A 24,977-nucleotide genomic window follows, 5' to 3' on the forward strand; every position below is an offset into this window, starting at 1 on the left:
GGGATCCGTATCTTCGGTGGCGTGAGCACCGCTGAGCTGCCCCGACTCGGTTCGGCCACCGGCCGGTGGATAGTGCTGGCCACCGTTCTCGGGTCGGCGGTGGCCTCGCTGGACGCCACCGTCGTCAATATCGCGTTACCCCGTATCGGTGGAGCCCTGGACACCGATGTCGCCGGATTGCAGTGGACGCTCAACGGCTACACCCTCACGCTCGCGTCGTTCATTCTGCTCGGCGGGTCGTTCGGCGACAGGTTCGGCAGGCGCAAGGTGTTCGTCGCGGGCGCGGTGGGATTCGCGGTGGCGTCACTACTGTGCGGGGCGGCGGTGAATATCGAGATGCTGGTTGCCGCACGGGTGTTGCAGGGCGTGGCGGGCGCCATGCTGACGCCGGGCAGCCTGGCTTTGATCTCCGCGTCCATCGATCACCGCGACCAGGGGGCGGCCATCGGCCTGTGGTCGGGGTTCGGCGGGGTGTCGGGCGCGCTCGGGCCGTTCCTCGGCGGCTGGCTGATCGAGGTCGCGGGGTGGCGGTCGATCTTCTTCATCAATGTGCCGCTGGTGCTGGTTGTCGTGCTGGTGGCGTTGCGGCATGTGCCGGAGAGCCGGGACCCGAACGCCGCGGGCCGGATCGACCTCCCCGGCGCACTGGTGGTCGCCCTGGCGCTGGGCGCGCTGACGCTCGGACTGATCGACGGGGTGCCGATACTGGTGGGTGCGGGTCTGGTGCTGCTGGCGGTATTCGTCCGGATCGAAATGCGCAGCGACCATCCGCTGGTGCCGCCGTCGTTGTTCGCTTCGCGGGTGTTCACGGTGGCCAATCTGGTCACCCTGGCGGTATACGCGGCGCTGGGCGGGGTGTTCTTCCTGCTGGTTCTGGAACTGCAAGTGGTGGCGGGTTATTCGCCGTTGCGGTCGGGAGTCGCCACCATACCGATCACGGTGCTGATGCTCGTATTGTCCGCCCCGGCGGGACGCTGGGCACAGCGGCACGGGCCCCGGCTGCCGATGACGCTGGGACCGGTTCTGGCCGCCGGCGGGCTGGTGCTGTTGCTGGGGATCGGGCCGGACGCGTCCTACCCGGTCGATGTGCTGCCCGGGGTCCTCGTGTTCGGGCTCGGGCTGTCGGTGCTGGTCGCCCCGCTCACCGGTGCGGTGCTGGGGGCCGTGGCGGCCAGCGAGGCGGGGATCGCCTCGGGCGTGAACAACGCTGTCGCCCGAACGGCGCAACTACTCGCGGTCGCCGCATTGCCCGGCCTCGCCGGTATTTCCGGGGCGCTGGATGATCCGATCGCCTTCGACTCCGGATTCACCGTCGCTATGTGGATCTGCGCCGGTCTGCTGCTCACCGGTGCCCTGCTGGCGGCGGTACTGCTGCGACCGCCGCGGCACGCACCCGACCTGGGCAATATCGATTGCCTGCCGCAGTGTGGGGTGGACGGGCCGGCCGTCGCGCCGGAGCGGACCGCGGGCTGAGCGAGGACTACGGCCCGCGATCGTCGGCGCCGCCGGCCGGGTCGGCGCCGGTCCGCTGCCGTTGTGTCGCGGCCACGGTCCGTATGTCCTGACGTGCTGTGCCGGAGGTCGGTACAGTATCCGAGGTCCATCCGCGGATTTCGCCGCGCCGCACCTCATGAGAGGCAGTCGGGGGACCACTCGGACGAGGTGAGGGAATGCTCGACAAGATAAGCGCAACCGTGCTCGTGGCGGCGACAGTGGCCACGGGATTGATGGCCGGAGTCTTCTGGATCTACTCGCTGGCGATCATGCCGGGACTGCGGTCGACCGACGACCGGACGTTCATCGGTTCTTTCCAGGCGATCGATCGGGCGATCGTGAATCCGCTGTTCCTTGCGACCTTCATGGGTGCGCTCGTACTGGCGGTGGCCGCCGCGCTGCTGCAGCTCGGGCAGGAGCGGCGAGCGGTGCTGCTGTGGGCGGCCGCCGCGGCCGTTCTGTACCTGGTAGCCGTGGTTGTCACTGTCGCGGTGCATCTGCCGTTGAACGATGCCTTGAAAGCCGCGGGCTCGCCCGCGGATATGGCGGACCCCGCCGCGGTACGGGCGGCGTTCGACGAGGCCCGGTGGGTGGCCTGGAATATCGTCCGCGCGGTGACGAGCACCGTGGCATTCGCCTTCTTGTCCTGGGCACTGGTGGAGTGGGGGCGCGCCCAGGCTGCCGGCTGATCGCCGGCCGTTCCCGTGGGCCGGACCGGTGGCTCGGTTCGGCCGAGGACGCCGATCCGGTGTCGGGATGCCGACCGGGTCATTCGTAACGGACGGTCACCGACGGCGTATCGGGGACGGCTTGGCAGGTGAGGATGTAGCCCTCGTCGAGGTCGTCGTCGGTGAGGGCGTCATTGATGCGCATGGTGGCCTTGCCCTCGGTGAGTTTGGCCATGCAGGTGGCGCAGTTGCCCGATTCGCACGAGAACGGGGGAGTGAGGCCGGCGCGGCGGGCGCTTTCCAGGAGCGTTTCGCCGTCGCGGCGGGGGACCGATTTCTTCTTCCGGTTGAGGAAGATCGTCACCGTGCCCTCTTCGGTGGCCGCGGGTTCGGCTGGCGGGGGCGCCTGATCGGACTGCGCCGCGGGGGGATTCGCGGGAGCCGGGGCAGCGGGTGCGCCGCTGCCGAAACGTTCCGAGAAGATCCGGCCCGGGCCGGGTAGCGCGTTCTCCACCAGCTCCATGAAAGGTTCGGGGCCGCAGATATAGGCATCGCCCGCGAAATCGTCGCCTACGAATTCGAGGACCTTCGCCGCGTCCACGTAGCCGTGTTCGTCGTCGCGGTGCCGTAGCACCGTCAGCCGGCCCGGATACTTGGCGACCAGCTCGTCGAGGGCGGCTTCGAAAATCGCCGAGGGCCGGTCGCGGTCCGCGCAGAGCAACCGCACGGGACGGTCGGTGCTCGCCAGGGTGCTCTTGGCCAGCGAGATGATCGGGGTTATACCGCTGCCGCCGGAGAAACCGAGTACCGGCACATCGCCCTCGCGCAGGCAGAACCGGCCCGTCGGGACCGTCAGTTCCACCTCGTCGCCTTCGCTGAGGTTGTCGTGCATCCAGTTCGACACCGCGCCGCCGGGCACCCGTTTGACCGTGGTCATGAACTCGGTATCGGTCTCGGGGGCGCTGGACATCGAGTACGACCGGAACAGCGGTTTGCCGTCGACAGTGAACTTGAAGGTGCAGAACTGCCCGGCTCGATAGGAGAACGGCCCGTCTTCCGGTTCCAGCACGAACGTGCGGGTATCGGGTGTTTCCTTGACGATCCGGATCACCTTCGCGCGCCGGAACAGTGGTGGTCTCGCCATGGTCGCCTCCTTCTGGTATTAAGATTCTATCCAGGCGAGAATAGTATTCTCAAATTCGGATAGGAACAGCGATGAAGAGCTACCGGATCGGGGGCGGCAGATGACTGAGCCCGCAGGGGGCGCAGAGCCCACAGTGCTCGCCTTCGAGGAGCGCGAGTACACGCGCGCGGAGCTGGACGCCGCGGCGGACGGCCTGGCTGAGGTCCTGGCGGCGCGCGGGGTCCGAACCGGGCAGCGGGTGGCGCTCATGTCGTCCAACCGGCCCGAATTCGTGACCGCGGTGCAGGCGATCTGGCGGCTGGGGGCCGCCGTGGTCCTGCTGAGCCCGGCGTGGAAGAAGGCCGAGGTGGCGCACGCCCTGGAGATCACCGGCACCCAGCACGCCCTCGGCGATCACCCGGTGCTCGGCGAGCTCACCGATATGTTGTCCCTGGACGACCCCGTCCCCGCCACGACCCGTACTTTCGATACGCCCGACCCGGCCTCCGACGCGGTGCTCGTCTTCAGTTCGGGCACCACCGGATTACCGAAGGCGGTCCGGCACACCCACGGGTCCTTCGCGGCGGCGGTCCGGCACTGGCAGGATGCGCTCGGGATGGGCCCCGGTGACCGTATCCAGGTCGCGACCCCGCCGTCGCATATCCTCGGCATCCTCAATATCGTGACCGCCTTCGAAACCGGATCCTGGGTGCGGTTGCATCGCCGGTTCGAATTGCAGAAGGTTCTCGCGCATATCGAATCCGACAAGATCACCATCGAGATGGCGGTCGCGCCGATCGCACTGGCGATGGCGCAGTACCCCGATCTGGAGTCCTACGATCTGTCCTCGCTGCGGTACATCATGTGGGGTGCGACGCCGGTGACGGCGAGTGTCGCCGAAACGGTGACCCGCCGCACCGGTGTCACCTGGTTGCCCGCGTACGGGGCGAGCGAACTCCCGGTGATCGCGTGCAGTCCGCTCGATTCGCCACGCCTGGACAGCGTGGGCAAGGCGGTACCCGGGGTCGAGGTGCGGGTGGTCTCACTGGACGACGGGAAACCGGTAGCTCCGGGGGCCGACGGGGAGATCCAGTTGCGGTCCGCATCGCTGATGGCCGGGTATCTGCCCGAATCCGCGACCGCCGGGGCGTTCGACGACGGCTGGTACCGCACCGGCGATGTCGGGAATCTGGACGCCGACGGCTGGCTGCGGCTCACCGACCGGTCCAAGGAAATGATCAAGGTTCGCGGTTTCCAGGTGGCGCCGGCGGAGATCGAAACGGTACTGCACGGCCACGACGCTGTCGCCGATTGCGCGGTGTTCGGCGAACCCGACGGTGCGAACGGGGAGGCCATCGTGGCCGCGGTCGCAACATCCGCGACGGTCACCGCCGAGGAGCTGATGGCCACGGTCGAACAGCAGCTGGCCGGCTACAAGCGGTTGCGCCGTGTGCTGTTCGTGGACGAAATCCCCCGCCTGCCATCCGGCAAGGTGCTGCGGCGAGTGCTGAAGGAGCGTTATGGACGTCCGGCTGACGAGTGAACAGCGGCAACTCCGGGAAGCGGCCGCGAAACTGGCCGACGAGTTAGGGCCCGGATCGGTTATCGACCTGGACGACGAGAAGCGCAGGAAGCGGCTCGAGGACGCGGTATCGGGCACCGGCTTCCGGGAACTCCGTTCCGACGGCGCCTCGGGGGTCGAGGTGGCGATCGTCGCGGAGGAATTCGGGCGAGGACTGGTCGATGTCCCGCTCCTGGGACCGGTACTCGCCGATGATCTGCACGGGCGGTTCGACGGTGATACGTCGCGGTGGACGGTCGCGGTGGAGGGGAACGCGATCGACGCCCGCGGCTGTGACCGGGTGCTGAAACTGGACGGCAACCGGCTGCTGGGGGGATCGGTCGGCGCCGCGGTGAGCGGTGCCGATCTCACCCGCACCGCCGCGGCGGCCGAGGGTCCCTGGGAACCGCGCGGGGATATCTCCGACGCCCATCGCGAGCGCTGGCAGGCGCTCGCGCTCACGATCACCTGCGCGGACCTGGTCGGAACGGCACGGGGCGCGCAACGGGTCGCCGTGGAGTACGCGAAAGTCCGTGAACAGTACGGGAACTCGATCGGTTCCTACCAGGCGGTGGCGCATCTGCTGGCCGAGAGCGAGGCCCTCATCGAGGGCTCGATCAGCGTGCTGTGGCACGCGGCCTGGGCTGTCGACGAACTCGAACCGGCCGAGGCGTTGCGCGCGGCGCGGATCGCGAAGATCTACGCCGCCCGAGCCACCCGCACCGTCTGTGAAACCGCTATCCAGGTGCACGGCGGTATCGGCAACACCTGGGAATGCTTGGCCCACGTCTATTTGCGGCGGGCCCTCGTGTCCACCGAACTGTTTCCCGTCCGCCTGGAGGAGGCCGGCCTTGGACTATCGTGATTCCCCGGAAGAAGCAGCGTTCCGGCAACGGTTGCGCGAATGGCTCGCCGATGTAGCGGGCAAATACCCGACCTCCGGCGACGAATACTGGGCCCGGCAGGGTGAATGGCATTCCGAGCTGTACCGGGCCGGTTTCTTCGGTCTGTCCTGGCCCAGAGAACACGGCGGTCAGGATCTGCCGCCGGTCTACGACGTGATCCTGGACGAGGAACTGGCCATCGCGGGCGCTCCACCGCGGCCGAGCCTGGGCTATCTGATCCAGGGGCTGGGCCGGCACGCGAGCCCGGAACTGTGCCGCCGGTTCCTGCCCGGGATGATCGACGGCAGCCAGCGCTGGTGCCAGGGATTCAGCGAACCGGGCGCGGGATCGGACCTGGCCTCGCTCACCACCACCGCCACCCGTGACGGCGACGAGTACGTGATCCACGGGCACAAGATCTGGACCAGCTATTCCGATGTGGCCGATTGGTGTCTGCTACTGGCTCGGACGGATCCGGAAGCCAAGCGGCACAAGGGTATTTCGGCGTTCATCCTGTCGATGAAACAACCCGGGGTCGAGCAGCGGCCGCTGGAGATGATGAGCGGCGTGACGACCGAATTCGGGCAGGTTCTGTTCGACGGCGCGCGGGTGCCCGCGGACCAGATGGTGGGCGCACCCGGTGAGGGCTGGAAGCTCGCGATGACGGTGGTCGGGCACGAGCGCGAACCCTCCACTCTCGGCTACGCCGCACGGTACGGGAAACTGGTGCGGCAGTTGGCCGCCCGGGTGGAAGGGACCGCCCCCGAGGAACTCGCTTGGGCGGCCGTGCAGGCCGAGATGCTGCGGCTGCACGTGCGGCGGCGGCTGTCCGAACAACTCGACGGCGTGACCCACGGACCGCAGGGGTCGCTGGACAAACTGCTCATGACCTGGGTCGATCAATCGGTCGGGCATGCCGCCCTCACCGTCGCCGGCACCGGTGACCAGGAGATGTTCGGTGCCTACCTGTACAGCCGCGCGCAGAGCGTGATGGGTGGAACCTCGCAGATCCAGAAGAACATCATCGCCTCGCGCATCCTCGGATTGGGAGTCTGAAATGTACGATATGCCCTCGGAAATCGACGTCCGGGCCGACGGTTCACTGCGTATCGTCACCCTCAACCGGCCGGACGCCCTCAATGCGGTGGACGATGCCCTGCACACCGGGCTGGCGCGGCTGTGGCCGCGACTGTCCGAGGATCCCGAGGTGCGGGCCGTGGTGCTCACCGGCGCCGGTAAGGCGTTCTCGGCTGGTGGTGATTTCACCTATCTCGAAGAGCTGGGCCGCGATACGGTGCTGCGCGAGAAGACCATCGCGCACGGCCGCGATATCGTCCTCGGTATGGCGCGCTGCCGGGTACCGGTGGTGACCGCCGTCAACGGTGCGGCCGTCGGTCTGGGCTGCAGTCTCGTCTCGCTCAGCGATATCGTCTATATGGCCGAAAGTGCCTACCTCGCCGATCCGCACGTGCAGGTGGGTCTGGTCGCCGCCGACGGTGGCCCGCTCACCTGGCCACTGCACACCAGCCTGCTGCTGGCGAAGGAGTACGCGCTCACGGGCGCCCGCATCTCCGCCGACCGCGCCCGGGAAATGGGCCTGGCCAACCATGTGGTGGCCGATCCGATGGCCGAGGCGCTGGCCTGCGCGAAGCGGATCGCCGAAATGCCCCGCCAGGCTGTCGAGGCCACCAAGCGGGTTTTGAACATGCAGCTGGAGAAGGCCGTACTCGTCTCCCTGGACTACGCGCTCACCGCGGAATACCAGTCGTTCCAGACCGACGATTTCCACGCGACCATCACCCGGCTGACCTCCGGAAAGAAATAGCCTCCCGGCTCGAACAGACTCCCGGCTGCGCGAAGGTCACAGTGGCCGCGCCGCAGCAGGCGGGAACAACTGTCCGATTCGAGATCGACTCGGGCGAGTGTGAGGTAGATCGTGTCCTGGTGGATCCGGTCGATTTCGAATGGGCCGATATCGACCGGATCCGGTCGGCGGTGGATGCCGAGTGTGGCTACCGAGTAGCCAGCAGAGACTCCGAGCGCTGGATCGTGCCGGTGATCCCGGTGGCGTCCTGGGCGGCGAGCAGGGCCGCGGCCCGGCCCATCGTCTCGGGCGGTTCCACCATCTCGGCCGGGATATCGCCACCGCCGGACGCTCGCCAGCCCTCGGTGAGCACAACGCGCGATGGGCTCAGGCAGTTCACCGCGATATTGTCCGGTCGCAGATCGGAAGCCAGGCCGAGGTAGAGGCGTTCCGCCGCGGCCTTGGACACCCAGTAGGCGTTGGCGCCGCGGTCGGTCATCTCGACGCCGGTGGTGGTGACCGCGATAAGCGATCCGCCGCCGCGGGCGCGGATATGCGGGATCACCTCGCGGGTCACCAGGAAAACGCCGGTGAGGTTCACATCCAGGCAGAGCTGCCAGCGTTTGAGCGGGGTGCTCTCCACCGGGCCCAGCCACAGCACACCGGCATTGGCGACGAGGATATCGATTCCGCCGAATTCGGCGACGACCGTGGACACCGCGTCGCGGACCGATTCTTCCCCGGTGACATCGCAAGGCACTGCCAGCGCCCGCCCACCCGCGGATCCGATCCGTTCGGCCACTTCGTGGATGGTCCCCGCGACCCGCCCGGTCTGTTCGGACCGGGCGGCGACCGCGACGGCCGCGCCCTGCTGAGCCAGGATCTCGGCGATCGCGGCACCGATACCGCGGCTGGCGCCGGCGACGAATGCGACCTTGCCCGCCAGCGGGCCGGAACCGGCCGCGTGGTCCAGTGCTCCCGGACTACTGCTCTGCCCCGTATCGCCGTTCGAGCCCGGGCCGGACCGGGCGGTGCCCGCCCCGGCCCGGCCCTGCGGTTCGACTCTGTCGCGGGCCGATTCCGCGGAACTCACTTCGGCGGGAACCGCAGCGCGCCGTCGAGGCGGATGACCTCGCCGTTGAGGTAATCGTTCTCCACGATCGACTGCACCAGCTGCCCGTATTCCGGCGGGCGGCCCATCCGCTTCGGGAACGGGATCTGCGGCGACCAGTACTGTTCCAGCTGATCCGCGGCCTTGCCGTAGGCGGGGGTGTTGAACGTGCCCGGCGCGATGGTGACCACGCGGATACCCAGCGGGGACAGGTCGCGGGCGGCCACCAGGGTCATCCCGATCACGCCGCCCTTGGCGGCCGAGTAGGGGAGCTGGCCGATCTGGCCCTCGTAACCCGCGACGGACGCCGTGTTCACGATCACCCCGCGGCCGCCTTCTTCGGCGGGCTCGGATTCGGCGATCGCCGCGGCGGACAGTCGCATGACGTTGAAGACAGCGGTCAGATAGAACTCGATGGTGGTGCGGAACCCGTCGAGTGCCAGGGGCGAGCCGTCCTTGCCCACCAGCCGGCCGCCGCTGGCGGGGCCGCCGTGGGTGTCGACCGAGATACGCAGCGGGCCGAGCGATTTCGCTTCCTCGATGGCCGCCTGAACCGACTCTTCACTGGTGGCGTCGGTATGCACATAGCGGATACCGAGCTCGTCGGACAGTTCTTTGCCTTTGTCGTCGGCGACGTCGGCGACCACCACCTTGGCGCCGGCGGCGTGCAGCCGCCGGACGGTCGCCTCGCCCAGTCCACCCGTACCGCCGACGACAATCGCCGAACTTCCCTCGATCTGCATAGCGCTTCCCTCTCTTGCGATTCTCGCTCTCAGATTGAGAGAATACTATTCTCATGTATATCGGCAAGATCGTCGACGTGGCGGAAATTGGAGAGAACTGATGCCCGAAGCCGTGATCGTATCCGCGCTGCGCACCCCGATCGGTACCGCCGGAAAGGGAACCCTGCGGGAAACCACCGCATTCGACCTCGCTCACCACGTGGTCGAAGCGACGACAAAACAGCTGGACACCGATGCCCCCATCGATGATGTGGTCCTCGGCGAAGGCCGCTACGGCGGTGGTGTGATCGCCCGGCACGCCGCGATCACCGCCGGGCTGACCGGAGTCCCCGGCCTGGCCCACAACCGGCACTGTGCCGCCGGGATGGCGGCCGTCCAGACCGCCGCGGCGGGTATCCGGGCCGGGATGGACCGGCTGGTGCTGGCGGGTGGGGTCAACGCGGATTCCACCGGCCCGAAATCGCGGTTCCGGGTCGGCCCGGACGAATGGGTGGATCCGTGGACCTCGCCCTCGCATCCGGACCGTCCGGACGCGCCGAACCTGGATATGTCGATCACGGTGGGCTGGAACGCCGCGGTGAAATCGGGGATCTCCCGGGAAGACCTGGACGCCTGGGCGCTGCGGTCGCACCGTAACGCGATCGCCGCGATCGACGAGGGCCGGTTCGACGACGAGGTCGTCCCGATCGATACACCGTTCGGGCAGTTCGCGGTCGACGAACATCCGCGCCGGAGCACCACCCTGGAGAAACTCGCGTCGCTGAAGGTCCTGCACCCCGAGATCGAAGGTTTCTCGATCACCGCGGGCAACGCCGCGGGAGCCAACGATGGCGCCGCCCTGCTCACCGTCGCCAGCGACGAACTGGGCCTGCCGGCCCTGGCCACCATCCGGTCCTGGGCCTCGGTGGGCGTGGACCCCGCCGAAACCGGTCTGGCCCCGATCGAAGCGATCACCAAGGCGGCCCAGAAGGCCGGGATCTCGCTGAGCGAGGTGAAACTGTTCGAGATCAACGAAGCGTTCGCATCGGTCCCGATCGCCGCCGTCCGTGCCCTGGACCTGAACGCGGACCTGGTGAACGTGAACGGCAGCGGCTGCTCCCTCGGCCACCCGGTCGCCGCCACCGGCGCCCGGATGATCGTCACCACCATCCACGAATTGCGCCGCCGCGGCGGCGGACTCGCAATCGTCGCAATGTGCGCCGGCGGCGGTATGGGTTCCGCAACGGTCCTCGAGGTCGCCGCCCCGTGACCCGCACCCCCCGCGCCGCCGGCGGCGACCCGGCGACCCTGATCGCCGCGGCGCGTACCGGATCGGTGCGCGCCGCGGGCCGGTTGCTCACCCTGATCGAAGGTGACCGGCGTGCCGAGGTACTGGAGTTACTGGACCCCGCGGCCATCCGCGTCGTCGGTCTCACCGGCCCTCCCGGTGCGGGCAAATCCACCACCATCGCCGCCCTGGTCGGCGCCTACCGGGCGCAAGGGTTGCGGGTGGCCGTACTGGCCGTGGACCCCTCCTCGCCGTACAGCGGCGGCGCCCTGCTCGGCGATCGTATCCGGATGGCAGCCCATATCGACGATCCGCAGGTGCTGATCCGCTCCATGGCCACCCGCGGGCATCTGGGTGGTCTGTCGGCGGCGGTCCCCGCGGCGATTCGGTTGCTGGGCGCGCTGTCCTACGATCTCGTGGTCATCGAATCAGTGGGCGTCGGACAGTCGGAGATCGAGATCGCGGCCGTGGCCGATCCGACCGTCGTGCTCCTCACCCCGGGCGCGGGCGATGCCGTGCAGGCAGCGAAGGCCGGGCTGCTCGAGGTCGCCGATCTGCTGGTGGTGAACAAGGCCGACCGCCCTGGTGCCGATCAGACGGTCCGCGAGCTGCGGGCCGAATCCGACGTACCGATCCTCACCGCGGTCGCCGCGGACGGCACCGGTATCCCCGAGTTGGTGACCGCGATCGACGATCACCATCGCGCCGATACCGCCGACCGGCGGGCCGCCCGGGCGCGATCGCAGATCCTGTCACTCGTCTACACCAGGCTGCGGTCCCATCCGGACCTCGATACGCTCGCCGACGCTGTCGCCTCCGGGCACTGCGATCCCTACACAGCCGCCGAACGCTTGGCCCCTCGGGCCGCGGAGAACCCAGCGGAGTCCACCGCGGAAATGGAGGACGCCTCGGCAGGATGACCGCTCCCGCACGGAAGCGCTCCTCCGGGTAGCGGCTTGCGCCCGGGGCGGCCGCTGACCTGGATCCGGCACCGAGGATATACGGGCTCGTCGGGGCGCGCCTGTGACCAGAAGCAGAGCGCCGCAGTAAGTCTCATTGCGGAAGGAGGATGGGCGCTCCGGCTCGGGGGCCGTACAGCGTGCGACGCGACGACAATGTGCGGCTCGGGACGTATACAGCATGATGGAGGCGTGAACGCTCCCGCATCCGGACCGATCTTCGATGTGTTCGCCGTTTTGAACGGCGCGGTGGACCTGCGGTCCTATCCGCGCCGGAACCTGGTTCTGAGTTCATCGCCGTCCGGCGACTTCGTGTTCGGCAGAGCCGGCGTCGAGCGCGCGGTCTTCGAGCCTGTTGTCCACCTGGCCAACGGTATCGAGTGGCTCGAATCCCAGGGTTGGGAACTGGTCACCGTGGTCGACCGGGGCATCAACGGCGGTGGCGTCTTGTTCGCGTTCATGCGCCGGACCTGACGGCAACCACCTGGCTGTGCGGCCCCGTTCAGCCGGCTCCCGCCGGTTTGTCCTGTGCGGGGGTGAAATCCATATGCAGGCGGGTCAGGCGCTGGGAGCGGATTTTCCACCGGCCGTCGATTTTCGCGTAGGTCTCGTGGTAGTGACCGAAACCGTGTAGCCGGGTGCCGTCCGGGAAGGTGAGGCGGTCTTCCATGGCCCATATTCCGGTGGCCTCGGTATCGGAGATCAGGTCGATCTCCGGGGTGTGGCCGTGGTGGATCGTGATCGCGTCGCCGATCCTGGGTGTCAGGAAAGCGAGGAATTCGTCGGCGCCGGTGATCACCTCACCACCCGACCCGGAAACGTCGATGACGACGTCGTCGCAGAACAGTTGCCGGAAACCGGCCCAGTCCTTGGTGTCCATCAGGCGGAAATAGCGGGATTTGAGCGCGCGGATCGCTTCGTAGTCGTTCATTCTCATCCCAGTGTCGCGGTGATCGGGGGCAGGTCGAGGACGGTCCGGATGCCCGGTGCCGCCGCGCAGACGTAGCGGACCGCGTTGACGGCCCGGTTCGCGGTATAGGCGGGGGAGTGTTCGGCCATCTGGTCGAGTGGGAACGGGAACACCATATCGATTTCGAGCGGGGCGTCCCCTTCCACGCTGAGATGCCAGCCGGTGGGGCGGATTTCCCATTCGGTCTCCGCCTGTTCACCGCAGTGCCAGATGGCCTGGAAGCCCAGCACGGTGCGGCCGCCGCTCGTCCCGGAGATCGTGATGCGTTGCGCCGCTACGGTTCCCTGCTCGATCGTGCCGGCCGCGATATCGAAGGTGCGTGTCGCGGTGGCAAACTCACCCGAGGCTGTGACCTCGTCGAGGGGCAGCCCGATTCCGTCGGCGAGCAGCCGCAGCGACGGTCCGAAACTGTTGCGCAGATGATCCAACCGGAACTGGGCGAATTCACCCGGAGGACTGCCGAATCCCATGATGTCGAACAGGATCGCCGGTGAGTCGCGCCGGGACAGGTCGGCGTATTCCTGGATGCTGAGCGTATCGAGGCGCCGCTGGATCGAAGCCAGCACCAGGGGAACGGCTTCGGTGATGAATCCCGGGCTGCTGCCGGTGCTGTGGATCGAGGTACCGCCGGTCGCGCACGCCGCCTCGACCCGGGCCCGGACCTCGGGGTCCATGCTGCCGGGATGGTGGAAGACACCGGCCGTGGTGACGATATTCGCACCGGCGGCGAGGAGCCGGCAGACCTCGTCGATATCGCAGGTCTGCGGCATATAGAGCACGCAATCCGGTGCCGCGCGCAGGATTTCGCCGATATCACCGGTCGCGCGAACCCCTGTCGGTGTATCCGATCCGCAGAGTTCGGCGGCATCGCGGCCCTGTTTGGCAGTGTTGTGCGAATACACGCCCGCCAGGGTCAGGTTCGGGTGCTCGACGATCGCGCGCAGGGCGCGGGCGCCTATGGTGCCGGTGGCCCATTGGACAACTCGGTACGGTCCGTCGGAATATGCGGCCGAGGTGGCCAGAGGAGAGGGCTGCATTGCTCGCCTATCGGTCGTGCCGGGTGGCTCAGGGCCGGAACCGCAGCAGGGCTTCCTGCGCGAACGAGGCGACCAGGGTGCCGTCCGCCGCGAGCACATCGCCGCGGCCGTACGCACGCCCATGTGCCATGACCAGGCCCTCGTGTCGCAGCAGCAACCAATCGTCGCTACGGAACGGGCGATGGAACCACAGGGTGTGCGAGGTGGTGGCGGAGGTGAACTCGGTGCCGTTGCCGCTGTGGTCGAAACCTTCGATCGGGCGCAGCACGGTGCCGATCACGTTCAGATCAGTGGCATAGGACACCAGGCCGGGCGCGAGTTCGGGGCCGACCTCGGGGGTGCGCATCCACAGGTCGTATTCGGCCGGCCCGGCAGCCTTGTCGTTGAGGTCGGTGAGCGAGCGGGTCTCCCAGGGAATCAGGCCGATCTCGACCTCATGCTCAGGGCCCGGAACCGGTGGTACCGCGGCGATCTCCTGATTCTCCCGGCCGTCTTCCAGCGCGGTCATCGACAGCAGCGCGGTGGCGATAACATCGCCCTTCTGCCGCGCGACGATGGTCAGGGTGGCGAACGAGCGTCCGCGATGCTGCGGCTGTACGACGTAGTAGACCGGGGCGTCGCTCTTACCCTCGCGGGCGAAGATGACGTGCACCGATTTGACCGTCTTGTCCGGGCACGCGAATGTCGCCGCGCGCAGGAACTGCGCCAGCAGCTGGCCGCCGAACAGCCGATGGTATTCCAACTGCTGATTCGGGCCCTCGAACACCGACAGAGTGGCCTGCGGGTCCGGGGTGGGTGCCGGTTCGGTGTCGTCGGTCTGCGGCACGGAGGGGCGCAGACTCAGATCCATACAAGCGAGAAGGTCGGTCCAGAGATCGGGCATACATCGAGTGTAAACCCGTATCTCTGATTTGGAGAACGGTATTCTCGCTCAGATTCGGCGAGCGAACCCGCGCGCGCAGAATTCCCAGATCTCCTCGGGTGAGATCGGGTACGCGGTCTCGTCGTCGATACCGCCGTTGGACTGCGCCGTGAACATCACCGTCTGCATCACCATCGCCGCCATCCGGCGCGGGTTGACCTCTTCGCGCAGCAGGTCGTTCTTATGGGCGTCGATCATGAGCTCGGTGAACAGCGCCAGCAGCGGCGTATGCGCGACCTTTACCTGTGCCGGGTGGCTGACCAGCAGTTGCGGGGCGAAATCGGTGAACAGCGGGCGCTGCGCGGTGGGGTCCGGGCGGCACAGTTCGTAGAGGAGCTCCACGGCGAGCTGGAGGCGGTCCAGGGCGTCTTCTTTACCGGCCGCGGCGGCGCGGATCTGTTCGGCCGTGCGGCTGAGGGCATCTTCGAACAGCGCGAGCAGCAGTTCGTGCTTACCGTCGAACTGCAGGTAGAAGCTGCGCAGCGACTGCTTCGACCGGTCCACGACCTCTTGGACCGTGAAGTCTGTGGTGCCCTTTTCGGTGATGATCGCCTGGGCGGCATCGAGAAAGCGCTGCACGCGCTGTTCGGCGCGCAGCTTCGCCGTGCGGATGGACCGCTCGACGGCGCGCTGCTTCCAGGCCGGTTCCTCGCTTGGGCTGGTCACCGGCTGGCCCGTCCGATCCCATCGATCCCATATGTGGAGAACATGGGTGCACTGTACCGGAGAACGTCGCATGTCCGGGCAGGCACGTCCGGTGTTCGCGCCATTGAGGAGACTATTAATTTCATCTCAAGAGAATGCTATTCTCCTGAACGTAACGCAACCCCGCCGACAGGAGGCAGCCCGGATGCTGTTCGAGTTCGATGCCGACCAACGGCTGCTCCGCGATACGGTCCGTGAGGTCACTGCCAAGGAATGCCCCGCCACAGTGATCCGGGAGATCGTGGACGCGGGCGCCGAGCCGGACCGGCTCTGGAAGACCTACGTCGAACTCGGCTGGACCGAACTCGTGGAGCCGGAAGCGACCGTGGAGCTCGGTATCGTGCTCGAAGGGCTGGGCCGGGCCACCGATCCGACGCCCTATCTCGCCACGATGACCCAGTTCGCGCCGCTGGCAGGCGATTTCGCCGGTACCGAGGGTTCCGGCGCCGCGGTTTTCGAGGGGGTCACCGCGACACGTGACGGTGACGGCTGGCTGTTGCGCGGCACCGCGAGTCAGGTGCTGGACGGTGACCGTTGCGATCAGCTGGCCGTGGTCACCGCGGCGGGGGTGTTCGTCGTGCCGGCGCGTGCTGTCACCACCCGGCGTGTCCAGGTCTTCGATCCGGTCCTGCACGTCGCCGAGGTCACCTTCGACAATGTCCGGGTCTCCGACGGTGATCGTGCCGCGGGTGATCCGGAACGGGCCCGGCAATTGGCATTGACGGGCCTGGCACTCACCACGGTGGGTGCGTGTCAGCGCATTCTCGATCTCGTTCTCGACCATGTGCGGACGCGGCGTCAGTTCGATACCCCGATCGGTGCGTTCCAGGCGGTGCAGCACAAGGCCGCCGATATGCATCTGGCCATCGAGCGGGCCCGGGCCCTGGGCTACTTCGCGGCCCTGTGTCTCGCGGAGAACGATCCGCGCCGCAAACTGGCCGCCGCGATGGCGAAGGCATCGGCGGGGGAATGCCAGTCGGTGGTGTTCCGGCACGGTGTGCAGTTGTTCGGTGCCATGGGGTTCACCTGGGAAAACGACCTGCAGTTCGCGATCAAACGGGCGAAGGCCGGGGAACTGCTGTTCGGCGGCGCGGCCGTCCATCGCGCGGTGGTGGCGCGGGAGTACAGCGCGGCGCGCCGGTGATCGGCGCCATCATGGGATCGCGCCCGGGTGCCGGTCGTTCCGGCAGCCGGGTGGCGTAGCAAACGGAACACGAGCATCGGGTGTGTGCCCGGTGCACCCCGGAACCGAGGAGCATTGTTTTGTCCTATATCGACTACGCGGTTGCCGACAAGATCGCGACGATAACTCTGAACCGCCCCGAAGCGGCCAATGCGCAGAATTCGGCATTATTGGACGAATTGGACGCCGCATGGACCCGGGCGGCCAACGACGACGATGCTGTGGTGATCGTTCTGAACGCGGCGGGAAAGCATTTCTCCGCCGGCCACGATCTCAAGGACGACAGCTGGCCCAAACCGGAGAAGATCACTCTCGACTGGATTTATCAGACCGAGAGCCGCCGGTATCTGGAGTACACGCTGCGGTGGCGAAATATCCCGAAGCCCACGATCGCGGCCGTGCAGGGCCGCTGTATCGCCGGCGGACTGATGCTGTGCTGGCCCTGTGATCTGATCGTGGCCGCGGATAACGCGCTGTTCTCCGATCCGGTGGCGATGATGGGTATAGGCGGCGTCGAATACCACGGGCACACTTGGGAACTCGGTCACCGAAAGGCCAAGGAGATCCTGTTCACGGGGCGGCCGGTCACGGCGCAGGAAGCCGAGCAGGCCGGTATGGTCAATATGGTGGTTCCGCTCGACGAGCTGCCGGCCAAGACCTCGGAGCTGGCGGGGCAGATCGCGAAGATGCCGCCGTTCGGGTTGCGCCAGGCCAAGCGGGCGGTGAACCAGACACTCGATGTTCAGGGTTTCTACGCCGCGATCCAATCCGTTTTCGATATCCATTCCACCGGGCACGGAAACGCACTGAGTGTGAGCGGCTATCCGATCCTGGTCGATCTCGATCAGATGAAGACGAACATGAAATAGATATGAATCGGGGGATCGTTCCCGTTCGCCGCGGTAACGATCCCCCGTTATCGAAGAAGTGCCGCCGAGACGGAAACCGGCAGTCAGGGATTCTTCCGACACGGGCAGCGTAACCGAATTGCGACCGCCCCGAACACTGTTTTTCGAATTTCCACGGATGGACGACAATTCGGAATGTCCATCGGAAAGGTTTCCGCCATGAGATCCATCAGATTGCGGCGTGCCACGACCATATTCGGCTTGATAGCCCTCACCGCCGCGGCCGTAGTCGGCTGTGGCGATTCCGACGACAGCGCGGCCGCGGCAACTTCGGCCCCCGCCGCCACCAGTTCCGCCGCGCCCGCCGCGGCGTCCCCGGAGACCCAGAAGGCGATCAACGACGCCTTCGTCACGTTCTTCGACGGTAAGGCCGACCCCGCGACCCGGGCCGGCCTGGTCGAGAAGGGGACGGAGTTCAAGCCCTTCCTCGAGGGGATGGCGTCCGACCCGCGCGCCATGGGCACGAGTGTGACCGTTTTCGCCGTGCAGGTTGTGGACGACAAGACCGCCGATGTGACCTATACCCTGCTGCTGGGCGGTAATCCGGTGCTCCCGGATCAGTCCGGGCAGGCGATCAAAGAGGGTGACACGTGGAAGGTCGCCGCTATGACCTTCTGTTCGTTGCTCGCGGTTCAGGGCACCGGTCAGGTCATCCCCGCCTGTAGCTGATCCCGGCGCGGGTATCGAAACGCTGTCCCGGAATCTGTTTCGGCTCGGGACCGCTGTCGCCGTTGTGTATGTCGGCGCGGGCGGCCGGAGGCCGGGTGCGTCGTATCGGTTTGCGCAGTATCGATACGTCACCCGGACCTCTGGTCGCCCGCACGCCGAACGTCCTGTCCGGCAGGGCCGATATCGCTGGTGCGGAGTGGATCACGCATGAGCTGACCAGGGTAGACAATATTTACCGGACGTCCATCCGGCAAAACATGTGAATCCGTCCGTACCCATGAGGATGTCGGGCTAAACTCCCCGCGGCCCCAATGGAACACAGTTTCCGTGGTGGCACATCATCACTCTCCAGAAAGACGAACCGATGTCACGAAGACACCGGGTAGCGCGGACCGCCGCTGCCTGCGGAGTCGCGCTCTCGCTCAGCGCGATCACCGGCTGCGGGGATTTCCTCGGGCCCGATAACTGTTATGTACTTCCGACGACCCAAGCGCCCGCCGGCGACGTGGCGATCGACGCTCCCGGCGCGGTAGCGAATCAGGATGCCGGTGGTGCGACCCCGGATTCGCCGATCGTCGCCGCGGCGTCGATCACCGGTGTGTACCAGGCCTTTTTCGCACCCGCGACACCGACGGTGGATCGGATGGCCCTGGTCGAACGCGGGAGCGATTTCGAGGCCGAGATCTCCGGTATGGCGAACCATATTCGTACCGCGCTGACCACGATCGAAATCGCGGACGTCGCACTGCTCGACCGATTGAATGCCGAGCTGCGCTTCACCCTGAATATCTCCGGTAACGCGGTAGTGACCGATCAGGTCGGACACGCGATCAAAGAATCGGACGGCTGGAAGATCGCCGCGACCACCATGTGCGGCCTGGTCGCGATCTCCGGGGGCACCTCGCGGGCCTGCGCCTGACCCGAGTTCACCAGAACGGCAACAATTCTTCGGCCCGCACCCCTGGCGCGCCGACCAGGGGCAACGGCCGGTAGGCGGGTTACAGATGTGCCAGCCGGGGGGCGTAACCGAGCTCGCGCAGAGTCGCGCCCGCCTCCCGGGTGAGGTCGCGGGCGCTGCCGAGCAGCCCGTCCAGAACCAGAACACGCCGATAATGACGATGGAACTCGTGCTCGGCGGTGAAACCTATTCCGCCCAGCACCTGCTGGCAGTTGCGGGCGGTGAGTAACGCCGCACGACCCGCGGCGGCCTTGGCCAGTGACGCGCCGAGCGAATCGTATCGGTCCGGTCGGTGCGCGGCGATATCCGCGTGGGCCGGGTGGTGCGCGTCGTCCGGTACGAGGGCCAGGGTCGCCTCGGCGCCTTCGATGGCGACCAACGTTTCGGCGAGCCGATGCCGGATCGCCTGGAATCCCGCCACGGGCCGGCCGAACTGCTCCCGTTCGAGTGCGTGTGTACGGGCGAGCCCGAGCATCGCGCGCGCGGAACCGGTCAGCCACCAGCCCAGGGCGCGTCGAGCGCTCTCCAGCGGGACTGTCGCCGCGGCCGTGGGGAGTTCGGTGATATCGCCGAGACGATACAGCGGAAGTTCGGGGTCGAGCATTTCCGGCGCGGGATCCGCTTCCGGATCCCAGCGCACCCAGGTACCTCCGGTGAAGGGCAGGGGTATCGCCTGGCCGAAGGGCCGATCCGCCGCGCGCGCCACCACATCGTTGATCAGCGGCGCATGGCTCCCGGTCTCGCCGAGCAGCCGGAATACCAGGGGGACCGCGATTTCGGCGGTATCGTCACCGGTGAGCAGGTCGTACCAGCCGAGGTCGCGTAAGGCCGGATACAGCGCGGTGCCGGTGGCGGTGGCCATCGTCTTGCGCAACGTATCGGTGAGCAGGGTTTGTTCGGCGGCGTCCACCGCTCACTCCTTTCCCAGGTCGAGCAGGCGGCGGGCGATGATATTGCGCTGGATCTCGGCGGTGCCGCCGTAGATGGTCGCTGCCCGGGAATACAGGAATTCCGAACGCCACTCGGTATCGTCCAGTTCGATCTCCCCGGGCAGCAGATCCCGGGCGGTATCGAACAGCTGCTGTTCGGCAGTGGCCAGCAAGACCTTGTCGATGGAGGTGTCCGGACCCAGCGCGGCGCCGTCGGCCAGGCGCCGCTGGGTCACCCGGGAGCGGCAGCGCACGGTGTGCAACGCCAGGTAGGCGGCACCGAGATCGGCGTCGTCGCCGACCGCGGTCTGGTCGAGCACACGATCGAGCCGGGTGAACAGATGCGCGATCCGATGCCAGAAACAGGTGGACCGTTCGTAGGGCAGCAGATCCATCGCGACCCGCCAGCCGTCGCCGGGCCGGCCGAGCATCCGGGCCTCGTCGACCACGACGTCGTCGAAATAGACCTCGGCGAATTCGTCGACACCGTGCATGGTGCGCAGCGGGCGGACGGTGATCCCCGGGGTGTCCATATCGACGAAGAACGCGGTGATTCCATCGTGGCCCGGGCCGGTGCGGGTCAGCAGTACACAACGAGAGGCGAACTGCGCCAGGCTGGTCCACACCTTCTGCCCGTTGATCACCCATTCGGAGCCGCGCTGTTCGGCGCGGGTCCGCAGGGAGGCCAGGTCCGAACCGGAACCCGGCTCGGAGAAACCCTGACACCACTGTTCGCTACCGTCCAGCAGCCGGGGCACCATTTCGGCGGCCAGCTCCGGGCGGGCGTAGGAGATCATGGTGGGGGCGAGCACCTCGACCATGGAGTAGATACCCGGCTCGGCCAGGCCGCGGGTGGCGACCTCCTCACCGAGTATCGCCCGCAGCGACGCGGGCCCCCCGAGGCCGCCGACGGCCTCGGGCCAGCCGTAGCGCATCCATCCCGCCTCGTAGAGCGCCCCCCGGACCTTGCCCAGATGCGCGACCTGGGCATCGAAACCGGGTTCGGGTCCGGGGGTGAGGTCGTGCTCGTCGAGCCAGTCACGCAACCGCGACCGGAATTCCTCGACCTCCGCTGCCGCCTCCGGGCCTGACTCACTCATGCTGTGTCGATGCGGCATGAGTGAGGGCCCTGCGTGGTGACGCTTCGCTGCCGCCTCCGGGCCTGACTCACTCATGCCGACGGCCGCTCGAATGCGTGCGGAATACCGGAATCGTGGACTCCGCTGCGCCGGATGAAGGTCATCGCGCGAGTACGTAACCGCCAGCCCTTCTCGGTGCGCTGGTACGTATCGGTGTAGTAGCCGATCCGCATATCGTGGCTCGAATGCTCCACGAAGCACAGCGGTTGGGTGCCGGTGCCGGTGTCACCGTCCAATTCGACCAGCGGCAGGCCGGTGAGGAACAGGCCCTTCGGCGCCGCGTCGACGAGTTCGGGGAACACATCGAGGGTGTAGGTGTCGCCGAATGCGCTGTAGGTGCCGTCGGGCGTGAAAACCCCGATCAGGCCCTCGATATCGCCCTTGGTGATGGTCACCGCGTAGCGGGCGAGCAGCTGCTGGATTTCGATCAGGTCATCGTTTGCCGCCATAGACCTTTCCGCCTTTCATGACGAACCGCACCTGCTGGGTGACGGTGATATCGGCCAGGGGATCGCCGGGCACCCCGATCACATCCGCGAGCAGGCCCTCGGCGAGCCGGCCGCGGTCGTCGACCTGGATCAGTTCGGCCGCGGTGACCGTCGCCGCGCGCAGTACCGCGAGCGGGTCGAGCCCCCGTTCGACCAGCGCCACCAACTCGTCGGCGTTGCGGCCGTGCGGGATCGCCGGTGCGTCGGTGCCGACCGAGATCTTGACTCCCGCGTCGTAGGCGGCTTTCACCGACGTCCGGGCGCGCGGGAACATCTCGGCCGCCTTGGCCTGGAGCTCCGGTGCCGCTTTGGAGACATCCATGGCATCGGCCAGCCGCGTGGTCGGGACCAGATAGGTGCCCTCGCGGACCATGAGATCGATGGCTTCGTCGTCGACCAGGAAGCCGTGCTCGATACAGTCGATCCCGGCTCGGACAGCCTCTTTGACCGCTTCCGCCCCGTGTGTGTGCGCGGCCACCCGTAGTCCACGCCGGTGCGCCTCGTCGACGATCGCGCGCAACTCCTCGTTCGAATAGTGCTGCGCGCCGGGCGCTCCCGTCAGTGACATGACGCCACCGGAGACGCAGACCTTGATCAGCTGGGCGCCGTGTTTGATCTGGTATCGGACGGCCTTACGTACCTCGTCGACCCCGTTGGCGATGCCTTCTTCGAGGGTCAGCTTCAGTACATCGGGGGCGAAGGCCGAGAACATGGTGGGGTCCAGATGCCCGCCGGTGGGGGTGATGGCATGGCCGGCCGGGACGATCCGCGGACCGTCGATCCAGCCGGCGTCGATCGCCTTACCGAGCGCGACATCGAGCAGATATCCGCCGGTCTTGACGAACAGGCCGAGATTGCGCACGGTGGTGAAACCGGCGCGCAGCGTGCGCCGGGCATTCCCGACCGCGCGCAGCATCCGCGTCGGCGGATCGTCCTGTACCGAGGAACTCAGCCCGGTTTCGCCCCGGCCGCCCATCAGCAGATTGACTTCCATATCCATCAGCCCCGGCAGCAGGACGAGATCACCCAATTCGATGATCTCGCCCTCCGGCTCCCCGCCGACACCGACGATCCGGTCACCGTCGACGCGCAGGATTCCGGGTCGAATGATCTCGCCGGAGTCCACGTCGAGCAGTCCGGCTGCCCGCAGTGTCAGCATGGGCTACACCACCGGTTCGCGCACGATGTCCAGGTACGCCGCCCCGCTGTCGGGCACCCGCGGCTGTTTCCAGACCTCCACCGGGAACGAGGCCATGATCAGCGACTGCATCAGGTGGAACAGATTGCGGGCGTCGTCGGGCAGATCGTCGAGATCGAAGCGGTCGCAGTAGGCGATGGCATCCTCGAGCCGTGCCATTCCCGCGTCGTAGAACTCCTGCATCTCGGGCATGGTGGAGGCGAGCCGCTTGGCATACCGTTCGGGCTCGGTGGGCAGAATCCAATCCTCGAACTTCGCCAGATCGGCGAATTCGGCGGGCAGCTTCGACTCAGTTGCCATTGCGGTACTCCTTCACTTTGTCCTGGGCCGTCTTGTGTAGATGGCGGAGCAGGATCTCCTGATCGTTGAGCGGGAAATCGGTGACCGTGCGGGTCGCGATCATGGTCTGGGTGGCCTCGAGGGTGTTCGCGTCCTGCAGCGCGTACTCCTTGAAGGTCACTCCGGCCAGTTCCTGGGCCAGCCGTTCCCGGGCGTTCTTCGCGGGCACGAAGTACAGGTTCGCCTCGAAGGTGTGCTTGTTCACCGCGGTCGGCCAGTAGTGGTAGGTGAGGTACCAGCCCGGCGCCCAGAACAGCAGCGAGAAGTTCGGCCAGATCTCGAATTCGTCCACACCCCAGGCCCGGTGGCCGGCGGGGTTGATACCTACGGGCAGCGGGTCGAGGCCTTCGATATCGGGCTTGTCCCACGGGCCGAACAGACCACTGCGCAGGATGCGCTCGATCGGCTTGACCATGTTCAGGTCCTTGGGCGGCGCCATCCCGCCCCACGACGAGATCATCGAATGCGGCGGCTGCAGGTCGTAGTGCAGCGCCTCGTAGCCGTAGCCGGCGAGCTTGTCCGCTTCGTCCTTGACCGCCTGCTTCATATGCAGGATCGGCGCGTGGTAGAACTCGGCGAAGGCGTCGATGAACAGCTTCCAGTTACTGCCGACCTCGGCCTTGTAGCTGAAGACCTCGGTCATCTCGTGGAACGGATAGCCCTCGAGGCCCTTGATCATCGGGCCGAGGAAGGTGGTCAGCGGTTCGGCGTCGTGGTCGAGGTTGATGAAGATGAACCCCTCCCACACCTCGCAGCGCACATCCTTGAGCCCGTAGTCGGCCTTGTCCAGACCGAAGAATTCCTTCTCCTGCTGGACGAAGGTCAGTTCGCCTTCGAGGCTGTAGCGCCAGGCGTGGTATTTGCAGGTGAACTGCTTGCAGAAGCCCGAGGTCTCCTCATTGGGGAAATCGTCCCAGACCAGCTTGTTACCGCGGTGCCGGCAGACATTGTGGTAGGCGTGGATCTCGTTGTCGTTACCGCGCACGATGATCAGCGAGGTGCCCGCGGCGGGGAGTTCCTTGGTGAAGTAGCTGCCCTTGCGCGGCAGCCGCTCCACCCGTCCGACGTTGAGCCACGTGCGCTTGAAGATGGCCTCGCGCTCGTCCTCGTAGAACTGTGGGTCGATGGAATCGGAGTAGTCGACCGGCTCGGTCCCCAGATCCGGGTAGTGCTCCGTCCAGCTACCCGCTGCCGGTTTGTTGAAGTGTGCCAAGGGATTACCTCTCGTACTCGGATCGGATGCCGAAGGTGTTGAAGGCTGCGGCAAGCGTGTTGTAGGTGCCGATGGTGAAGATCAGATCCATCCGCTGGTGCTCATCGAGGTGTGCGCAGAGTCCGTCCCAGGTGGCGTCGGACAGGTTCGACTTCTCGTCGAGCTCGTCGACGGCGCGCAGGATCAGCTGCTCGACCGGTTCGGCGGCCTCGCCCCGCGTGACGGCGGCGATCTCGTCCTCGGTGATCCCCTCCGCGAGCGCTGCCTCGCGGTGGTGGTTCCACTCGTAGACGCAGTCGCGGAGGTGCGCGACCCGCAGGATGGCCAGTTCGCGCTGCCGGGCCGGCAGTGACGACTGGAACAGCAGATGGACGTTCAGGGTGAGGAACGCCTTGGTCAGCGCGGGGTGCCGGACGAGTGTCGACAGGGCGTTGCTCGCCGATTCCGGGTTGCGCAGCCGGCGCGGCAGCATGACCCGCAGCGCATCGTCGACGTTCTCGTCCCATCGGTCCGCGGGCAGCGGTGGTACTCGCATCGCGCCTCCTCTCGATGAGAATGGTATTCTCGCTTTCGGATAACAGATTTCCACGAGGCGGCCGGATAGTCAACGCGAAGACGTATCAACAGGTGGCGAGGTCGCCCGTGACACTGGTCGCGCTGACCGCTGCCGCAGTGGACACAGTCATCTGCCGCAATGTGTACCCG

27 protein-coding genes are annotated in these 24,977 nt (G+C 66.9%); 13 read left to right on the forward strand and 14 right to left on the reverse strand.

Going from position 1 to position 24,977, the window contains the following annotated elements:
* Positions 1-21: 21 nt before the first annotated feature.
* The gene (locus ABZ827_RS14000) at positions 22-1,473 is read left to right on the forward strand and encodes an MFS transporter (RefSeq protein WP_357236896.1); all 1,452 of its coding nucleotides are present in this window, start codon (positions 22-24) and stop codon (positions 1,471-1,473) included.
* 197 nt (positions 1,474-1,670) lie between these two features.
* The gene (locus ABZ827_RS14005; RefSeq protein WP_357236898.1) at positions 1,671-2,183 is read left to right on the forward strand and encodes an anthrone oxygenase family protein; all 513 of its coding nucleotides are present in this window, start codon (positions 1,671-1,673) and stop codon (positions 2,181-2,183) included.
* A gap of 79 nt (positions 2,184-2,262) precedes the next feature.
* Here ABZ827_RS14005 and ABZ827_RS14010 read toward each other — a convergent pair whose 3' ends face one another.
* Positions 2,263-3,306, reverse strand: coding sequence for a ferredoxin--NADP reductase (locus tag ABZ827_RS14010; RefSeq protein WP_357236900.1), 1,044 nt, complete (start codon positions 3,304-3,306; stop codon positions 2,263-2,265).
* A gap of 100 nt (positions 3,307-3,406) precedes the next feature.
* Between ABZ827_RS14010 and ABZ827_RS14015 the strand changes: the two genes are divergently transcribed.
* The 4 genes from ABZ827_RS14015 to ABZ827_RS14030 are packed head-to-tail and all read left to right on the forward strand — an operon-like array spanning position 3,407 to position 7,555.
* Positions 3,407-4,828, forward strand: coding sequence for an AMP-binding protein (locus ABZ827_RS14015; protein WP_357236902.1), 1,422 nt, complete (start codon positions 3,407-3,409; stop codon positions 4,826-4,828).
* Positions 4,806-5,711, forward strand: coding sequence for an acyl-CoA dehydrogenase family protein (locus ABZ827_RS14020; RefSeq protein WP_357236903.1), 906 nt, complete (start codon positions 4,806-4,808; stop codon positions 5,709-5,711). Before ABZ827_RS14015 ends, ABZ827_RS14020 begins: the two co-directional genes overlap by 23 nt.
* Complete coding sequence (locus ABZ827_RS14025; protein WP_357236905.1) at positions 5,698-6,786, forward strand: acyl-CoA dehydrogenase family protein; 1,089 nt, start codon at positions 5,698-5,700, stop codon at positions 6,784-6,786. The genes ABZ827_RS14020 and ABZ827_RS14025 overlap by 14 nt, the downstream gene beginning before the upstream one ends.
* A gap of 1 nt (position 6,787) precedes the next feature.
* Entirely contained in the window at positions 6,788-7,555 is a 768-nt protein-coding gene (locus ABZ827_RS14030) for an enoyl-CoA hydratase/isomerase family protein (protein WP_357236907.1), read from the forward strand.
* A 187-nt stretch (positions 7,556-7,742) separates the two neighbouring features.
* Here ABZ827_RS14030 and ABZ827_RS14035 read toward each other — a convergent pair whose 3' ends face one another.
* Positions 7,743-8,480: an SDR family NAD(P)-dependent oxidoreductase gene (locus ABZ827_RS14035; RefSeq protein WP_357237415.1), complete on the reverse strand. Its 738-nt coding sequence runs from the start codon at positions 8,478-8,480 to the stop codon at positions 7,743-7,745.
* Between the two features lie 143 nt (positions 8,481-8,623).
* Positions 8,624-9,388 (reverse strand): SDR family NAD(P)-dependent oxidoreductase, encoded by a 765-nt coding sequence (locus ABZ827_RS14040; RefSeq protein WP_357236909.1) that lies wholly within the window; start codon positions 9,386-9,388, stop codon positions 8,624-8,626.
* Between the two features lie 100 nt (positions 9,389-9,488).
* On the opposite strand from ABZ827_RS14040, the gene ABZ827_RS14045 reads away from it, so the two are divergent.
* The 3 genes from ABZ827_RS14045 to ABZ827_RS14055 all read left to right on the forward strand — a co-directional run bounded on the left by ABZ827_RS14045 (position 9,489) and on the right by ABZ827_RS14055 (position 12,088).
* Complete coding sequence (locus ABZ827_RS14045; RefSeq protein WP_357236911.1) at positions 9,489-10,637, forward strand: thiolase family protein; 1,149 nt, start codon at positions 9,489-9,491, stop codon at positions 10,635-10,637.
* The gene (gene meaB / locus ABZ827_RS14050) at positions 10,634-11,575 is read left to right on the forward strand and encodes a methylmalonyl Co-A mutase-associated GTPase MeaB (protein ID WP_357236913.1); all 942 of its coding nucleotides are present in this window, start codon (positions 10,634-10,636) and stop codon (positions 11,573-11,575) included. The genes ABZ827_RS14045 and meaB overlap by 4 nt, the downstream gene beginning before the upstream one ends.
* Positions 11,576-11,806: 231 nt before the next feature.
* On the forward strand, positions 11,807-12,088 hold the full coding sequence (locus ABZ827_RS14055; protein ID WP_357236914.1) for a hypothetical protein: 282 nt from the start codon (positions 11,807-11,809) through the stop codon (positions 12,086-12,088).
* Positions 12,089-12,116: 28 nt separating this feature from the next.
* On the opposite strand, the gene ABZ827_RS14060 is transcribed toward ABZ827_RS14055, so the two are convergent.
* The 4 genes from ABZ827_RS14060 to ABZ827_RS14075 are packed head-to-tail and all read right to left on the reverse strand — an operon-like array spanning position 12,117 to position 15,209.
* Positions 12,117-12,545: a nuclear transport factor 2 family protein gene (locus ABZ827_RS14060; protein WP_357236915.1), complete on the reverse strand. Its 429-nt coding sequence runs from the start codon at positions 12,543-12,545 to the stop codon at positions 12,117-12,119.
* 2 nt (positions 12,546-12,547) lie between these two features.
* Positions 12,548-13,621, reverse strand: coding sequence for a dihydrodipicolinate reductase (locus ABZ827_RS14065; protein WP_357236917.1), 1,074 nt, complete (start codon positions 13,619-13,621; stop codon positions 12,548-12,550).
* Positions 13,622-13,649: 28 nt separating this feature from the next.
* Entirely contained in the window at positions 13,650-14,504 is an 855-nt protein-coding gene (locus ABZ827_RS14070; RefSeq protein WP_357236918.1) for an acyl-CoA thioesterase domain-containing protein, read from the reverse strand.
* Between the two features lie 48 nt (positions 14,505-14,552).
* The gene (locus tag ABZ827_RS14075) at positions 14,553-15,209 is read right to left on the reverse strand and encodes a TetR/AcrR family transcriptional regulator (protein WP_357236919.1); all 657 of its coding nucleotides are present in this window, start codon (positions 15,207-15,209) and stop codon (positions 14,553-14,555) included.
* Positions 15,210-15,393: 184 nt separating this feature from the next.
* On the opposite strand from ABZ827_RS14075, the gene ABZ827_RS14080 reads away from it, so the two are divergent.
* From ABZ827_RS14080 to ABZ827_RS14095, 4 genes are all read left to right on the forward strand, one after another.
* On the forward strand, positions 15,394-16,392 hold the full coding sequence (locus ABZ827_RS14080) for an acyl-CoA dehydrogenase (RefSeq protein WP_357236921.1): 999 nt from the start codon (positions 15,394-15,396) through the stop codon (positions 16,390-16,392).
* A gap of 119 nt (positions 16,393-16,511) precedes the next feature.
* Entirely contained in the window at positions 16,512-17,300 is a 789-nt protein-coding gene (locus tag ABZ827_RS14085) for an enoyl-CoA hydratase (protein WP_357236923.1), read from the forward strand.
* 198 nt (positions 17,301-17,498) lie between these two features.
* A complete protein-coding gene (locus tag ABZ827_RS14090; protein ID WP_357236925.1) occupies positions 17,499-18,008 on the forward strand; it encodes a hypothetical protein in 510 nt (169 codons plus the stop codon).
* 364 nt (positions 18,009-18,372) lie between these two features.
* Positions 18,373-18,927, forward strand: a complete 555-nt coding sequence (locus ABZ827_RS14095) for a hypothetical protein (RefSeq protein ID WP_357236927.1) — start codon at positions 18,373-18,375, stop codon at positions 18,925-18,927.
* Positions 18,928-19,006: 79 nt separating this feature from the next.
* Here ABZ827_RS14095 and ABZ827_RS14100 read toward each other — a convergent pair whose 3' ends face one another.
* From ABZ827_RS14100 to ABZ827_RS14130, 7 genes are all read right to left on the reverse strand, one after another.
* Positions 19,007-19,828: an acyl-CoA dehydrogenase family protein gene (locus ABZ827_RS14100; protein WP_357237417.1), complete on the reverse strand. Its 822-nt coding sequence runs from the start codon at positions 19,826-19,828 to the stop codon at positions 19,007-19,009.
* A gap of 51 nt (positions 19,829-19,879) precedes the next feature.
* Positions 19,880-20,995: an acyl-CoA dehydrogenase family protein gene (locus ABZ827_RS14105; RefSeq protein ID WP_357236929.1), complete on the reverse strand. Its 1,116-nt coding sequence runs from the start codon at positions 20,993-20,995 to the stop codon at positions 19,880-19,882.
* 71 nt (positions 20,996-21,066) lie between these two features.
* Positions 21,067-21,483 carry a nuclear transport factor 2 family protein gene (locus tag ABZ827_RS14110; protein WP_357236930.1) on the reverse strand — a complete coding sequence of 139 codons (417 nt, stop codon included), beginning with the start codon at positions 21,481-21,483 and terminating at the stop codon, positions 21,067-21,069.
* Positions 21,467-22,681 (reverse strand): amidohydrolase family protein, encoded by a 1,215-nt coding sequence (locus tag ABZ827_RS14115; RefSeq protein WP_357236932.1) that lies wholly within the window; start codon positions 22,679-22,681, stop codon positions 21,467-21,469. The genes ABZ827_RS14110 and ABZ827_RS14115 overlap by 17 nt, the downstream gene beginning before the upstream one ends.
* Positions 22,682-22,684: 3 nt before the next feature.
* Positions 22,685-23,020 (reverse strand): hypothetical protein, encoded by a 336-nt coding sequence (locus tag ABZ827_RS14120; protein WP_357236934.1) that lies wholly within the window; start codon positions 23,018-23,020, stop codon positions 22,685-22,687.
* Positions 23,010-24,272, reverse strand: a complete 1,263-nt coding sequence (locus tag ABZ827_RS14125) for an aromatic ring-hydroxylating dioxygenase subunit alpha (RefSeq protein WP_357236935.1) — start codon at positions 24,270-24,272, stop codon at positions 23,010-23,012. The genes ABZ827_RS14120 and ABZ827_RS14125 overlap by 11 nt, the downstream gene beginning before the upstream one ends.
* 4 nt (positions 24,273-24,276) lie before the next feature.
* Positions 24,277-24,807 (reverse strand): carboxymuconolactone decarboxylase family protein, encoded by a 531-nt coding sequence (locus tag ABZ827_RS14130; protein ID WP_357236937.1) that lies wholly within the window; start codon positions 24,805-24,807, stop codon positions 24,277-24,279.
* Between the last annotated feature and the right edge of the window lie 170 nt (positions 24,808-24,977).

The organism is Nocardia sp. NPDC019395 (genome assembly GCF_040632335.1).
Lineage (GTDB): Bacteria > Actinomycetota > Actinomycetes > Mycobacteriales > Mycobacteriaceae > Nocardia.